Source organism: Streptomyces sp. NPDC107562, from assembly GCF_055657325.1.
The window spans coordinates 69,376-83,782 of sequence record NZ_JBVKBE010000004.1; the positions used below are offsets into that span (position 1 = coordinate 69,376).

General features: G+C 73.9%; 10 protein-coding genes. 1 reads left to right on the top strand and 9 read right to left on the bottom strand.

Annotated features, from left to right (window positions below; genetic code table 11):
* Window position 1: 1 nt before the first annotated feature.
* From ACZ7LV_RS14625 to ACZ7LV_RS14650, 6 genes are all read right to left on the bottom strand, one after another.
* On the bottom strand, window positions 2–3,649 hold the full coding sequence (locus ACZ7LV_RS14625) for a lipopolysaccharide biosynthesis protein (RefSeq protein ID WP_471939333.1): 3,648 nt from the start codon (window positions 3,647–3,649) through the stop codon (window positions 2–4).
* Window positions 3,642–4,442, bottom strand: coding sequence for a polysaccharide deacetylase family protein (locus ACZ7LV_RS14630; RefSeq protein WP_471939335.1), 801 nt, complete (start codon window positions 4,440–4,442; stop codon window positions 3,642–3,644). The genes ACZ7LV_RS14625 and ACZ7LV_RS14630 overlap by 8 nt, the downstream gene beginning before the upstream one ends.
* Window positions 4,435–5,505, bottom strand: a complete 1,071-nt coding sequence (locus ACZ7LV_RS14635) for a glycosyltransferase family 2 protein (RefSeq protein WP_471939337.1) — start codon at window positions 5,503–5,505, stop codon at window positions 4,435–4,437. Before ACZ7LV_RS14635 ends, ACZ7LV_RS14630 begins: the two co-directional genes overlap by 8 nt.
* Window positions 5,502–6,323 carry a glycosyltransferase family 2 protein gene (locus ACZ7LV_RS14640; protein ID WP_471939339.1) on the bottom strand — a complete coding sequence of 274 codons (822 nt, stop codon included), beginning with the start codon at window positions 6,321–6,323 and terminating at the stop codon, window positions 5,502–5,504. The genes ACZ7LV_RS14635 and ACZ7LV_RS14640 overlap by 4 nt, the downstream gene beginning before the upstream one ends.
* 326 nt (window positions 6,324–6,649) lie before the next feature.
* On the bottom strand, window positions 6,650–7,747 hold the full coding sequence (locus ACZ7LV_RS14645; RefSeq protein ID WP_471939341.1) for a GNAT family N-acetyltransferase: 1,098 nt from the start codon (window positions 7,745–7,747) through the stop codon (window positions 6,650–6,652).
* A 1-nt stretch (window position 7,748) separates the two neighbouring features.
* Window positions 7,749–8,183 (bottom strand): hypothetical protein, encoded by a 435-nt coding sequence (locus ACZ7LV_RS14650; protein ID WP_471939343.1) that lies wholly within the window; start codon window positions 8,181–8,183, stop codon window positions 7,749–7,751.
* A gap of 186 nt (window positions 8,184–8,369) precedes the next feature.
* Here ACZ7LV_RS14650 and ACZ7LV_RS14655 point away from each other — a divergent pair, with 186 nt between their 5' ends.
* Window positions 8,370–9,173: an SGNH/GDSL hydrolase family protein gene (locus ACZ7LV_RS14655; RefSeq protein ID WP_471939345.1), complete on the top strand. Its 804-nt coding sequence runs from the start codon at window positions 8,370–8,372 to the stop codon at window positions 9,171–9,173.
* A 4-nt stretch (window positions 9,174–9,177) separates the two neighbouring features.
* Here the strand turns inward: ACZ7LV_RS14655 and ACZ7LV_RS14660 are convergent, their stop codons facing one another.
* The 3 genes from ACZ7LV_RS14660 to ACZ7LV_RS14670 are packed head-to-tail and all read right to left on the bottom strand — an operon-like array spanning window position 9,178 to window position 14,403.
* Window positions 9,178–10,779: a serine/threonine-protein kinase gene (locus ACZ7LV_RS14660; RefSeq protein ID WP_471939347.1), complete on the bottom strand. Its 1,602-nt coding sequence runs from the start codon at window positions 10,777–10,779 to the stop codon at window positions 9,178–9,180.
* Between the two features lie 58 nt (window positions 10,780–10,837).
* A complete protein-coding gene (locus ACZ7LV_RS14665; RefSeq protein ID WP_471939348.1) occupies window positions 10,838–12,409 on the bottom strand; it encodes a HoxN/HupN/NixA family nickel/cobalt transporter in 1,572 nt (523 codons plus the stop codon).
* Window positions 12,406–14,403, bottom strand: coding sequence for a tetratricopeptide repeat protein (locus ACZ7LV_RS14670; protein ID WP_471939350.1), 1,998 nt, complete (start codon window positions 14,401–14,403; stop codon window positions 12,406–12,408). The genes ACZ7LV_RS14665 and ACZ7LV_RS14670 overlap by 4 nt, the downstream gene beginning before the upstream one ends.
* Window positions 14,404–14,407: the final 4 nt, after the last annotated feature.

The following is a 14,407-nucleotide window of genomic DNA, read 5'->3' on the forward strand; positions in this document are numbered from 1 at the left end:
GTCACCTCATCGTCACGAACCGCTGCACCAGCGCCGCGCACACCACCGCCAGCAGCGGCAGCGAGAACCAGAAACCGCCCTGCAGCCGGCGCAGTTGCCGCACGCCCGGCCGCGTCGCCACGCGGACCACCTCCCGTCCCGACAGCAGCACGACCAGCGCGACCGCCGCGAGGCCGCCCACCACCGACCAGGGCGTCCAGGTCACCAGCGGCCCCGGTGGGCCGGGACGGGCCTCGGGGACGGGGCCGGCCGGCTGCGTGTCCAGGGCGTAGACCGTCACGTCCGCGTTGGCGAACGCCCGTCCCAGCTCCGGACGTCCGTCGAGGTTCCGGATCAGCCGGGGCTCCCAGTCCGCCGGGTAGCCGGCATCCAGGCGGAGAGAGGCGACCTGACCGGCGTTGACCATCAGATAGGAGTTCGGACCGGCGTCCCGCAACGCCTTGACCAGGCCCGACACCAGCTCCGGGTCGACCGGTGCCTGCGTCGGCACGTACTGCACCTTCTCCATGTCCCGCGCGCCCCACGGCATCGCGGGCGTCACGGTCTCCAGCGGGTCGTCGCTGAGCCACAGCAGCCGCACGCTCGGCTCGTCGTGCGCGTACACGAACTCCATGGCCGCGACCTCACCGGGCCGCACCCGCTCGAACGGCTCGTTGCCCCACCGCGCCACCAGGAACCCGCCCATCAGCACCAGCCCCGCCGTCAGCGCGGCCAGCGGGGCGAGGCTCGCCCGGAACACGCTCCGTTCCCCGGCGCCCGCGCCGACGCGCGGGAAGAGCGCGAGGCCGGCCAGCAGGGCGGCGCCGGGCAGCGCGAACAGGAAGACGCGCAGCGCCATCTCGCCGCCGTAGGACTGCATGCCGAAGCCGAGGAACGGCACGAAGGTGAGCACGAGCAGCGACCGCTCGCGGTACTGGTGCGCGCGCCGCCGCCACCAGCCGCAGCAGGCGAGGGCCAGCACGGCGCCGGCGAGCGCCACGCGCGCGTACAGCACGAGTGCGTGGGTCGAGCTTCCGCCCTCGATCCGCCCGGACACCGAGGACGACACGTTGCCGCCGACGCCGCCCACGCCGCCGAACAGCTCGTCGAAGTGCCCCGACCAGTACGGCTCCGCCATGAAGCCGATCCACGCCACCACCGTCACGCCGAACAGCACCGGCAGTCCGCGCAGTTCGCACATGCCGACCAGCACCAGGGCGGTGACCACGCCCAGCATCACGAACGGCGTGAGCTGGTGGGCCGGGACGGTCGCCGCGAACAGCCCGATCACGACGAGCAGCAGCACCCCCCGCTGCCGCCTGCCGGCCGGCTCCACCTCCGCCTCGCCGGGGCGCGACCTCGTCCAGATCACGCGCGGTGCGCGGAACCAGACCAGCAGGATCGCCACCAGGGCGAGGTAGAGCAGATAGGTGAAGCCCTGCGGGGAGAAGTAGTCCTGACCCACCCAGCCGCTGAGCACGAAGATCCACACGCCGGCCCACCGGGCACGCCAGCTCGTCCGGAACGCGCGGGTGAGCAGGAACAGCGGTGCCAGGTAGAGCAGTTGTACGGTCAGCGGCCACCAGCGGATGATCTCGGTGAGGTCGCCGACCCCGCAGGCCTGGGCGACGAGCGCGGCCACCGCGAAGAACCCGGGCCAGCTCCAGCGCGCGTCCAGGTCGGGTACGGCAGTGCCGGTGCGGTCGATGTGGTCGAGGAAGCCGAGATGCTGCCAGGCCGTCGCGAACCGGGGCTCGGTCTCGATCACGGCCGGCAGCGCGTGCAGCGACACCACCGTCGCCAGCAGCGTGACCAGCAGCAGCGTCCGGCGTTCGCGGCCCGGCCACAGCAGCGCGGCGAACACCACGACCAGCAGCGCGGCGCCGATCAGCGTCCGGACGGGCAGCACGGAGACCAGGCCCAGCCCGCCCATGCGGTCCAGGTCGGCCTCGCCCAGGCGGGACGCCGGGACCCAGTACAGCAGCAGCGCGGCGGCCAGCAGAGAACCGAGGACCGCACCGAGCGGGGTCGGCAGCAGCCGCTGCCACCAGGTGGCCCCGGGGCCTTTGTCGCGCGCATCCCCGCTCGCGGCGGGCTCCGGCTGTTCCGCGCGCACCGCGACCCCGGTGGGCGGCGTGCCCGGCCCCGGGCGTACGTCCGGCCGCCGTTCCTGGTGGTCGAAGTCGACCGGCAGACCCAGCACAAGGGTGTCGCTGTCCCGCGCCCAGGCCGGGACACGCCCGCGCGCCGGTCCGGGTGTCGCCGCGACCTCGCGCGCCCCCAGGTCGGCGAGGTCCCCGTCGGGAGCCGTGGCGGGCGGGACGTCGGACGCGGCGCCCCGGAGGGTGCGGTACAGCCGTGGCGCGGCGATCGCCACGATCACCGAGAGGCTGACGATCTCGGCCACGCCCGCCCCGGTCAGGCCCATCCGCGGCAGCAGCACCAGCGTCAGGCCGAGCACCAGGGCGCACAGCAGCCCCTGCAACCAGGCCAGCCCCGCGGTGCGGCTCTGGGCGCGCAGCACCGCGAAGTACGTCTCCATCACCACCCGCAGCACCGCCCCGGCCGCCAGCCAGCGCAGCAGCGGCGTGGCCGCCTCCGCGTACCCCGCTCCGAAGACGCCGAGGATCCAGGGAGCGCCGAAGAACAGCACCGCGGCGACCGGCAGCATGATGCGGGCCATCCGCCGCAGCGCGGCCCGGGTGTTCGCGGCGAGCCTGCCCGGGTCGTGCGAGGCCTCGACGGTCAGCGAGGCGCCCATGTTGATGGCGAGCAGGTTGACCGTCCCCGCGATGGTGGCGGTGATGTAGAAGTACGCGTTGTCCTCGGCGGCGACCCGCGCGGCCACGATCACCGGCACCAGATGGACCACGGCGAGCGAGAACAGCGAGCCCGTCCAGTCACCGGCGAGGAATCGCCCGACCTCGCGGAGCGTCGGCGTCCGCGCCTGCTCCTCGGTCGCCCGTACGTGCCGGGGCACCAGCCGCCGGAACACCAGCCAGCCGAGCGGCAGCACCGAGGTGGCGATGGCCGCGACCCAGGAGACGAAGACGCCGGCCATCGGGATCGCCACCGCGAACGCGATCAGCAGCCCCAGCTTCACCGCCGAGAAGACGGTGTTCCCGACCGGCACCCACAGCGCGTTGCGCAGCCCGGTGAGCACCCCGTCCTGGAGGGTGAGCAGGTTCCAGGCGACGACCGCCACCACGAAACCGACGGCGGGCAGCGGCGAGTGCAGGAAGCGGTACGACGGCCCCCACACGTCCAGCGTCAGCAGGAACACCCCCGCCGCCAGCGCCACCACGAGCGAACTGCCCGCGTACGTACGGAAGATCAACCGTCCGGTGCCCCGGCCGGCCACCGGGATGAACCGGGCGAGGGCACCGGTGAGCGTCACCGCGGTGAGCCCGGCGAGGAGCTTCATCGCGGCGATCGCGGCGGACCCCTGTCCGACCGCCGCCTCGGAGTAGTGGCGGGCCGCGAGCAGCCAGTAGCCGAGCCCCAGTACGGCCGAGATGCCGGTGTTCAGCATCAACGCGTAGGCGTTGCGCAGCAGCTGGCCACCGCCCGGCGACCGGCGCGACCCGGGCAGCAGCGGGCGGCGCCGGACCTCGTCGGCGGGTTCCTTCCCGGTCGGTGCGGCCGGTGGGGTGGTGGTCGTGTCAGACACGGGTACGGGTGGCCTTCCGGCGAACCTGACGTGCTCTGCGGACCAGCGCGTAGCCCTTGGTGAGGGCGCGGTCCCTGACGAAGGTGCGGGTGATCGCGCGGCCCTCGACGAGCCGCGCGAACTCCTCGATCCCGGTGCCGCGGCGCACGGTGACCCGGCGCAGGGCGTACGGCCCCTGGGCGGGGCGGGCGAGGTCGTTGCCGACGGCGAGCGCCTGGCCGTACCCCGTCGCCCGTACCGCGCGCCGGACCCGGCGGCTGGAGTAGCCGTACGGGTAGGCGAACGACGGGGGCGGCGCGCCCAGTTCCTCGGCGACGATCTGGCGGCAGCGGCTCAGCTCCCGGCGCAGGGCGTCGTCGCCCAGCTGGTCGAGCTGCGGGTGACTGTGGCTGTGACCGCCGATCTCGACGCCCGAATCGGCCAGTTCGCGCACCTGGTCCCAGTCGAGCATCCGGTCCAGGCCGCCCCCGGTGTCATGGGCACCCCTGATCCAGCCGGTGGTGACGAACAGCGTCGCGGGGAAGCCGTGCGCGGCGAGCGCGGGCAGGGCGTGGCCGTGGACCCCCTCGTAACCGTCGTCGAAGGTGACCAGCACCGGGCGCGGCGGCAGCGGACGGCCCGAGCGCCACCGCCCCGCGAGCTCGGCCGTGGTCAGCGGGGTGAGCCCCAGGTCGCCGACGACCTCCATCTGCCGCGCGAAGGCCTCGGGAGCGACCGACAGGGCCCGGGTCGCGTCGTTCGGCTCGGCCGCGACCGCGTGGTACATCAGGATCGGCACGCGGAGGTCAGTCACGTCCGCCGCCCCCGATCGGCGCCACCGAGAACGCCGGGCCGCGCCCGCGCGCCCGCACGCTGCCGACCACGTAGCCGCCGGCCGCCGCGCACACGCCCGCGACGATGGCTCCCGCCCTGCCCGCGCCGCCCGGCCGGGCCAGCACCGCGTCCCGCAGGCCGCGCGCCACACCGGCCGGCAGCACCCGGGTCGTGTACCGGCGTTCGGACTCCAGCCCTTTGTGCGCGCCCACGCTCCGCGCCACCAGTGCCTTCGACAGGCCCTCGGCGTACGTGCGGGTGCGGAAGTAGGCGAACCGCTCGCGGCCCGACGGCACCCGGTGGTGGATCACCGCGCGGTCGTCGATCAGCAGGATTGCCTCGGGCACGGCGCGGGTCAGACGGATGCACAGCTCCGTCTCCTCGCAGCCCAGCGGGCGCTTGTCGCCGTCCCGGCCGATGCCGGTGGCGAAGCCGCCCGCCGCCTCGAACGCCGCGCGGCGGAAGGACGCGTTGCCGCCCAGCACGTTGCGGACCCGGACCAGGCCGGGCGGCAGGCCCCGGTAGGTGCAGCCGACCACCCAGTCGAACTCCTCGGGGAACCAGGCCGGGCGGCGCCCCGACGCCCAGACGGGCACCGTTCGGCCGCCGACCGCCATCACGCGCGGGTCGGCGTAGGACGCGGCGAAGTGCCGCAGCCAGTCGGGTTCCGCGACGGCGTCGTCGTCGAGGAAGGCGATCACCTCGCCGCGCGCGGCGGCGATGCCGGTGTTGCGGCCGGCGGACAGGCCGCGGGGGCCCGCGTTGGCGAGCACCCGCACGACGGCGTCCTCCCCGGGCCGCCGGGACCGCCCGGACTGCTCGGACTCGACGGTCCGCCCGGATTCGACGGTCCGCCCGGACTCGCCCGACTCCTTGTACTCCCGGGCGAGCCGGTCCAGAAGGGCCTGGTTGTGGTCCACGACCAGGAGCGTCTCCAGGGCGGGCCGGGACTGCGCCCGCACGGAGTCGACGGCCGCGAGGATGTCCTCCCAGCGGTCCTCGGTGTAGGCGCAGATCACGACGGAGATGCCGGGATCGCTCAAGAGATCTCTCCCCGGGGCGCGTCGAACATCGGCGAGGGGTGGTGGCGGCGGCGCAGCGCGCGCCGGTTGGAGCGCTCCCGCAGGATCACTCTCAGCACCCGCAGTCCGTCGCGCACCGCGCTGAGGTTGCTGGTGCCGTGGATGCGGAGGTACTCGTGGCTCGGGATCTCCTGCACCCTCAGCCCGGCCTTGACCACCCGGATGTTCATCAGCGTCTCGACCTCGAAGCCGGTGCAGTCGAGGTCGATCTTGTCGAGGCAGTGCCGCCAGAAGGCGTTGTAGCCGTAGCACAGGTCGGTGTAGCGGGCGCCGAACTTGCGGTTGACGACCGCGCACAGGGTGCGGTTGCCCAGCTTGCGGACGAAGGTCATGTCGTCGGTGCCGCCGCCGTTGGCGAACCGGGACCCCTTGGCGAAGTCCGCGCCGGAGACCAGCGCGGAGACATAGCTGACGATCTCGTTGCCGTCGGCCGAGCCGTCCGCGTCGACCATCACGATGATGTCGCCGGTGCACGCCTCGAATCCGGTGATCAGCGCGTCGCCCTTGCCTTTCCCGCGCTGTTCGACGACCTTGACGTCCGGCCGCAGCCCGCGCGCGACCTCGACCGTGTCGTCGGTGGAATTGCCGTCCACCAGCACCACTTCGTGGATCCAGTCCGGAAGGGTCTTGAAGACGTACGGGAGATTCTCCGCCTCGTTCATGGCGGGGATCACCACGCTCACCGGCGGTGTGATGGCCAGGTGCGTGGATATCGGCCGGTAGGCGCCGGCCGTCGACGGTTTCCGCTCTGTCGCGGCGGAGCCCAGAACAGCGCTCATGAGTTGGTCCCTCTCGTCCGGTGGACCGCCCACCCCCGGGCGGCCCGGCTCTTTGTCCGGTGCGAAAGGGGGGTTTGTACTGGCACAGCTCACCAGCCCCGAAAAACGGCAGCCGGTTGCGCGGAACGGCCCGGTCACACCTCAGGCGTCACCGGGCACGGCACCCCCCACCGCGCGCCGCTCCGGCACAGCGCCACGGCCCCTGAGCCCTCCCCTGGGTCCGCTGTGGCGATGGTCCGGTGCGGATGAGATGTAAGACGGTATTGACGAATCACTCCTTATGGCAAGACCTGCGACCTCCCCTCGCTTTTTGGCCGGTATGGCCGTTACCGGTCACCTGAGCGGATCTTGCCCATTTTCTTCAGCAGTCTGTCCGCCGGTTCGAACAACTCCGGTCTCGCGACCACGGCATTGCGCAGTGCGCGCACCGGCGCACGCCGGGCGCGATGCCCGAACGCCACGGGGTGACGTCGCGTCACCCATCCTTCGGACACGAGAATTTCCCGTGTCTTCAGGGAATCCTTGTATTCCTTCGGTCCCCGCCCGAGATCGAGATGGGCGATCCCGTCCGCGGCGGCCCCTTCGGCCATCCGTAGATGCAGCACGAGGCCGGGGGAGTATTTCGCGTACGCCGGGTCGTACGCCGGGAACCAGCAGGCGAGCACGCGTTCGGTCCGCAGCCCGAAATGCGCGGCGATCGGCCTGCCGCCCGCGTACAGCACCGACAGGATTCCCGCGAAGTGATCCGAACGGGTGTGGAACAACCGCTCCACGAGCCGAGTGATCCACTCGTGCGCGAAACGGTCGCTGCGCCCGGTCCTGCGGTACTGCGCGGACTTCCACCCCATCAGCGTGCGCAGCACGGCGGGGTCCCGTTCGTCGTGGACGTACACGACCTCCCCGGCGTCCCGGCCGAGCTTGCGCTCCTTGGCGAGGGTGGACCTGGTGAACTTAGGCGACCGGTCGCGCAGTCCGGCCAGATACGCGTCGTACCCCTGGTCCACGTCGATGACCGGAGACGGGAAGGTGCCGGAGGCGTGCGCCTCGAACGGCCGCTGGCCCGCCACCAGGTGGTCGAACTCCCAGACGGCGAGCCCGCAGGCCCGCAGCAGCTCCCGGGCGTCCCAGGTGAACCCGGGGCGGTGCACCACGCCCTGGGCGTCGGAGACGCCGAGCCCGACGGCCCGGCCGACTCCGGTGGCCGTTCTCTGGAAGGGCAGGAACGCGGCGGGCTCGCCGTCCTCGCGGGCCACCGCGATCCGTACGCCGCGTCTGCACCGCCCCACGGCCAGCGCGAACTCCGGGGACAGGAACGGGTTGGCCAGGTCGGGCGCACCGTGCAGATGGGCCTTGGCCTGGAGCGCCGTCCAGGCCGTCCGGTCGGCGGCGGTCAGCTCGCCCGGACGGTACACACTGATGTCCACGTCACCAGCCCTGTCTTCCATCGGTGCGGCCGCCGAGGCGCCGGACCAGAACCAGCAGGAGAGTGAGGGCGCTGAGGACGGTCACGGCCACGACACCGCCGCGTACCGACCACAGGTGCAGGGCCAGCATGCCCTGGGCCACCAGCATGTCCACGGCGATGGCGCCCGCCAGCGCCACGATGGCGCGGCCGAGCGGATCGAGCCCGTCGAGCGCCGCGGCGATGGCCGTGGCCGGCGCGGCCAGCAGGAAGAACAGCGTGAACGGACCGTGCAGTGGCGAGTCCGACTCGATGAGCGCGAGTGTCGCGCCGATCCCGCCGACGGCGGTCGCGGCGCCCGCGAGCGCCAGAACCAGGTCCCTCCGCGCACCGGGCCGAGTCCGCTCGACGCCGCCGGAAGGGTCTGATGCGTCAGTCTTCGCACGGATGGTCTGCATGGGCGACTTTGCCCCCCGAAGCGCCGGATGCCGGGCTTCAATGTCGCGCAGCCCTCGGGGGGCCGTCAAGACGCGGAATGCGCTTTCGACGTTCTGACATGGACACAGTTTTGGCATGGACACTTCCATTCAACACGCGTAGTTGGTACCACGGTTGAGGCAGAGATCCTGCTAAAGGGAGGTTCCATGAGACGTTCCCGACTTGTCGTTCTCCTCGGCTCACTCCTCCTCGCCGTCACGGCCGCCTTCACCGGCGCGGCCACGGCGCAGGCGTCGGAAGCCGCCGCCACCAGCTATGTGGCGCTCGGCGACTCCTACTCCTCCGGCGTCGGCGCGGGCAGCTACATCAGCTCCAGCGGCGACTGCAAGCGCAGCACACGGGCGTACCCGTACCTCTGGGCCGCCGCCAACTCACCCTCCACGTTCCACTTCACGGCCTGCTCCGGCGCCCGAACGGATGAAGTTCTCGCCGGTCAACTGGCGCCCGTCAACGCCACCACCGGCCTCGTCTCGATCACCGTCGGCGGCAACGACGCCGGCTTCGCCGACGTCATGACGACGTGTGTGCTCCAGTCCGACAGCGCCTGCATCTCCCGCATCAACACCGCGCGTGCGTACGTCGACACCACGCTCCCCGGCAAGCTCGACAACGTCTACGCGACGATCCGCAGCCGCGCCCCCTCCGCCCACGTCGTCGTCGTCGGCTACCCCCGCTTCTACAAGCTCGGCCAGGCCTGCCTCGGTCTGTCCGAGACCAAGCGCAGGGCCATCAACGACGCCTCCGACCTCCTGAACACCGCCATCGAGAAGCGCGCCCTGAACCACGGCTTCACCTTCGCCGACGTCCGCACCACCTTCACCGGCCACGAGATCTGCTCCGGCTCCTCCTGGCTGCACAGCGTCAACTGGCTCAACATCGGCGACTCGTACCACCCGACCGCGAACGGTCAGTCCGGCGGCTATCTGCCGGTGTTCGACAGCGCCGCCTGATCCCTCAGGAAGAGGACGGCGAAACAGGTGAGGAGGAGGCCCCGCCCGTCGGGGTCTCCGTCACGCAGGTCACCGAGAAGCCCACCGCGTCGGACGTGACCCGCGCCGGCTCCCGTACCTCCACGCCGAGCGCGTTCTCGTACGTCCCGCTCTCCTCGTACGTCGTCACGATCACCCGGTCCTGCCGGGTCCGTTCCCCGCCCGCCGGGAAGGACAGCGTCCGCCAGCCCGGGTCGGTCACCCTGCCGTCCCGGGTCACCCACCGGTACTTCACCTCGGCCGGGAGCCTGCCCACGGTGAAGGTCGCCGTGAACGCGGGCGCCCGGTCGCCCGGCGGCGGGCACGGTCCCGAGTAGTGGGTGCGGGTGCCGGCGACGGCGACGGTCACCGTCTGGGGCGGGGGAGTGGACGAGGCGCTCCCGCTCGGCGTGGGGCTGGTGGCCTCGGAGGTGCCGGTCTCCTCCTGCGGGCTCGACACGGTCGGTCCCGCCGTCCGCGGGGCGGACGTGCCGGTGCCCCCGGCCGTCCCGTCGCCGCCGCCGTCACCGTCGTCGTTCAGAAGGGCGTACGTCAGCCCGCCGACGGCCAGCGCGAGCGCCACGACGCCCGCCACCAGCGCGGCGACGGCGCGCCGGTCGCGCCGCGGCGGCTCGGCGGTCGTCGTGGTGGACGCCGGGACCGGTCGCGGCGGACCGGGGGAGCGCGGCTGCTGATGCCCGGCGACCGTGGGCGGGTAGGGGGTGTACGGCGTCGTCGGCGCGGTCTCCGCGCGCGGAGTGCCCCCGGCGGCGGCCAACCGCAGGTCCTGCTCGGCACGTTCGGCCGACAGCCGCTCGGCCGGGTCCTTGCGCAGCAGCCCTTCGACGACCGGGGTGAGCGGGCCGGCCCGGTGCGGCGTCGGCAGTTCCTCGTCCACGATGGCGCGCAGGGTGCTCAGCGGGGTGTCGTGCCGGAACGGCGAATGACCCTCGACCGCCGCGTACAGCAGCACCCCCAGCGACCACAGGTCGGACTCCGGCCCCGGGGTGCGGCCGAGCGCCCGCTCCGGCGCGAGGAACTCGGGCGAGCCGACGACCTCGCCGGTCATGGTCAGCGCGGAGCTGCCCTCGACCGTGGCGATGCCGAAGTCCGTGAGGACGACCCGGCCGTCGTTCGACAGCAGGACGTTGGCCGGCTTCACGTCCCGGTGCAGCACCCCGGCCTCGTGCGCGGCGCGCAGCGCCGACAGCACCTCGGCGCCGATCTGCGCCGCACGCCGTGGCGGCAGCGGGCCCTCGGCGTCCAGCAGGTCCGCGAGCGAAATACCGCGGACCAGCTCCATCACGATCCAGGGCCGGCCCTCCTCCGTGGCCACGTCGTACACCGTCACGACATTGCGGTCGGCGACCCGCGCCGTCGCCCAGGCCTCGCGCTCCAGCCGGGCGTACATCCGCTCCACGTCGGAGGACGGCAGCCCGGCCGGGGCGCGTACCTCCTTGACGGCGACCTCGCGGTTGAGCACCTCGTCGCGGGCGCGCCACACGGTGCCCATGCCGCCCTCCCCGAGCGGGGACAGCAGGCGGTACCGGCCGGCGATCACGCGTTCACTGCCCGGTTGCACGGACACGGGCGCCCCCATTCGCAGCCGCGAGTGATGCGTCGTCTGATTTCTCCCCAAAAGTAGCTCACCCGAATGCCGTTGCCGCCCCCCTGAGCACCAATCCGGCGCCCAGGGCCACCACGACGAAGGCGGAACCCACCGGTGCGCTGCGACGGACCAGCGCGGCCAGCGGGTTGGCGGTCCAGCGCGGCCGCCGGGCCAGCGCACGGGTCACACCGGCACCGAACCTCACCACCGCGAAACCGGCGGCGGTCAGGGTGAGCGCCAGGCCGGCGCCGTAGGCGACGACGAGCAGGAGTCCGAACCAGGCGTGCCCGAGGGCGGCGGCGCCCACGAGCACGACGACCGCGGAGGGGCTCGGGACCATGCCGCCGGCGAAGCCCATGAGGATCGTGCCGCGCAGGGTGGGGGCGACGGGGTGCGAGTGGGTGTGGCCTCCGTGGGTGTGGGTGTGGGTGTGGGTGTGAGGGTGCGGGTGCGGGTGATCGTGTCCCGCAGGGGCGTGCGGGTGGTCGCCGTGGTGGTGTGCGTGGTCCCGGTGGTCGGCCGCGTGGGTGTGCTCGTGGCCGTCGTGGGCGTGCTCCGCACCGTGCTCGTGCTCGAGTGCGGGGGCCTGCCGGTTCCGGATCGCCCTGCGGACCAGACCCGCTCCCGCGAGCGTCACCAGCACGCCGCTGGCGATGCCGAGCCAGGCGACCACCGAGGGCGCCGCCGCGGAGCCGCCTGTGACCAGGAGTCCGAGGGCGACCACCCCGAGGGTGTGGGTGACCGTGACGGAGGCGGCCAGGGGCAGCACGTCCTTCATACGGGCCCGGCCGCCGTGGGCCGCCGCGGTGGCGGCCATCAGCGTTTTGCCGTGCCCGGGTGCGAGGGCGTGCAGGGCGCCCAGGCCGGTCGCGACGAGCAGCGCGAGCGCGGCGAAGCCGGCGTCGAGGTCCTCGCGGGCGACCAACGAGTCCAGGGCCCTGGTCCAGCGGTCGACGCCGCGTGGCAGGACGGACGCGGCGGGCGCGTCGTCACGCCCCTCCGCCAGGGCCGGGCCGCCGGGCCTCACCCGCAGGGCGGCCGCACCCGTGTCGGCCGGGGACGACAGCAACTCCTGCGGGTACGACGTCAGTTCCCGCGACACCGACTCCCGTGGCACGTCCGACGCGGTGAGCGTCGTACGGTCCCCGCGTGCGGTGATCTCCCGCCAGCCGGGCCCCGATCCGGCACCGGCGCCGCGGAATCCGACGGCGGCCGGTTCGTCCGCGGGGAGGGGCGCGGAGAGCCCGCACTCCAGCCGGAGGGTGTCGAGCCCGGCCTGCCCGGGCCGCACCTCCGCGTGGCCGGCGGTGACCCGGAGGGGGACCGCGCGCCCGTCGACGGTGACCTCGCTGTCCCGGGCGGCGGCGGCGCACCGCCGGTCGGCCCAGCCGCTCAGACCGAGGCGTTCGACGTCGGGAGCGGCCTGGGTCGCGGGGATCTCGGCGAGGTCCTCCACATGGTCGACGCGGAGTTCGCCGGGGGCGACGACCAGGCCGTCGTAGTGGTTGACGGTGAAGTTGCCGAGCGGGTGCGCGGACGCGGCGCCGGCGGGAAGCAGCAGCAGGACGCCGGTGGCGGCCAGGACGGCGAGCGGACGAGAGAGCTTCACCCGGCCGCCTCCAGGGACTTCAGGGCCGTACGGGCCTCGCGGGCGCCCAGCGGTGAGAAGCCGGGGTTCAGCCTGAGGGCCGCCGTCAGGGAGGCGCGGGCCTCCTCCGGGCGGCCCGTGGCCAGCTCGATCATGCCTCGGTGGTACAGGAAGGCGGCGTCGCGGTAACCGGCGGCGGTGGCCCGGCGGGCGTACGGCAGGGCCTCCTCGTCACGGCCGTTGACGTGCAGCGCCCAGGCGAGGGCGTCCGCGGTGTGCACGGTCCGGCGCCGGTCCCACTCGGCGCGGGCGGCCTTCAGGGCGAGCCCCCTGTCACCGTGGTCGGCGGCGGCCAGCGCCGTGTCGAGGTCGGCGTTGACGCCACCCGCGCGCGCGAGGGCGGTCCAGGCGTGGACGAGGGCGTACTGCTCACGGGCCTTGGCGCGCTCGCCGCCCGCCTCGTACAGCTCGCCGAGAGCCACGAGCGCTCCGGGCAGCGGGGCACGCGCGACGACCGCCTCCATGCCCCGCACGGCCGCGGCACGGTCGCCGCCCGCCGCCTGTGCGCGGGCCCGCCCCTCCAGGGCGGGGAGGTAGCCGTCGTCGGCGGCGAGGGCGCGGGCGTAGTGCCGCAGGGCGCCGGCGTGGTCGCCCTGGTTCCAGGCGAGCCGGCCGAGCGCGGTGGCCACGTAGGCGGCGTCGGCGGGTGTCGCGGCGGCGTCGAGGGCCTGTTCCAGGACGCGGCGGGCGGTGCCGATGTCGCCGCGCAGCTCGCGCACGTAGGCGTACCGCGTGAAGACGGGGATGCCCGGCCGCCGGGCGTCGGCGGTGCGGGCGGCCTGCGCCGCCTGCTCGTACCGGCCCAGTTCGAGCAGGGCGTCGACGCGGCTGCACAGGGCGCGTTCGTTGTAAGGGTTCCGCTCCAGGGCCCGCTCGGCGTGGTCCAGGGCGCCGGTGAAGTCGTGGCGGGCGGCGGCGAGGGCGGCACGGCCGGCCAGCGCCTGGTCGTTGCCGGGGCGCAGGCCGAGCGAGCGGTCCAGCGCCTTGTCGGCCTGCGGGTAGCGGGAGGGGTCGCCGTCGACCCTGGCCTGCTCGACGTAGCCGAGCCCGAGGGTGGCCCAGGCGCCGAAGTCGCGGGGCTGGGCCCGGAGATGGGCCTGAAGCCCGGTGACGGTCGCGTCCAGGTCGCCGCCACCGAGCAGCGCGGCGGGGGAGATCCCACTGCCCGTCCTCGCCAGGGCCGGTTCGTCGGGGGCGCGGGTGTGGCCGATCGCGATGGACGCTCCGGTGAGCGCCACGGCCAGCAGGACGACGCACCCGGCGAGCTGGGCCCGCCGCCGCCCGGCCGCCGCGACCCGCCGCACCGCGGCGACCCGCGGATCGGCGCCCGCCGCGGACGGGACACCACCGCGCCGGCTCCCGCCGACCGGGACGCCGCCGGATGCGGTCCCGCCGGAGGGGGTGTCGTCGGATGCGATGCCGCCGGGCGCGGTGTTGGGGGACGGGGTGCCGTCCGAGGGAGCGCGGTCGACCTGGTGATCGTCGGACGGGGTGCCGCTGGCCGGGGTGCTGCCCGACGGGATGTCGTCGGACGGGTTGTCGTCCGAGGGGGCGTGGTGGGACTGGTTGACGTCGCACGGGGTGCCGCCGGCCGGCGTGCTGCCCGACGGGATGTCGTCCGGCCGGGTGCCGTCGGGAGAGGTGTCGCCGGACGGAGCCGGAGCGTCGGACAGGCCCGGGGTGTCGGACATGTTCGGGGTGTTGGACGCGGCCGGGGTGTCGGACAGGCCTGCGGTGTCGGACGCGGCCGGGGTGTCGTCCGGCCGGGTGCCGTCGGGAGAGGTGTCGCCGGACGGAGCCGGAGCGTCGGACAGGCCCGGGGTGTCGGACAGGCCCGGGGTGTCGGACAGGTCCGGGGTGTTGGACGTACCCGGGGGGCGGGTCAGGGGCGGTGGGGCGGGCTTTTCGGGCGTCGGCCCGGGGGTGGTCTCTTTGTCGTTGGGGCGCGGGACCATGCCT

Coding starts and splice junctions, on each gene's coding strand:
- ACZ7LV_RS14640 (WP_471939339.1), bottom strand. CDS start 6,323: ATGAGCGCTGTTCTGGGCTCCGCCGCGACAGAGCGGAAACCGTCGACG.
- ACZ7LV_RS14650 (WP_471939343.1), bottom strand. CDS start 8,183: ATGCAGACCATCCGTGCGAAGACTGACGCATCAGACCCTTCCGGCGGC.
- ACZ7LV_RS14655 (WP_471939345.1), top strand. CDS start 8,370: ATGAGACGTTCCCGACTTGTCGTTCTCCTCGGCTCACTCCTCCTCGCC.
- ACZ7LV_RS14670 (WP_471939350.1), bottom strand. CDS start 14,403: ATGGTCCCGCGCCCCAACGACAAAGAGACCACCCCCGGGCCGACGCCC.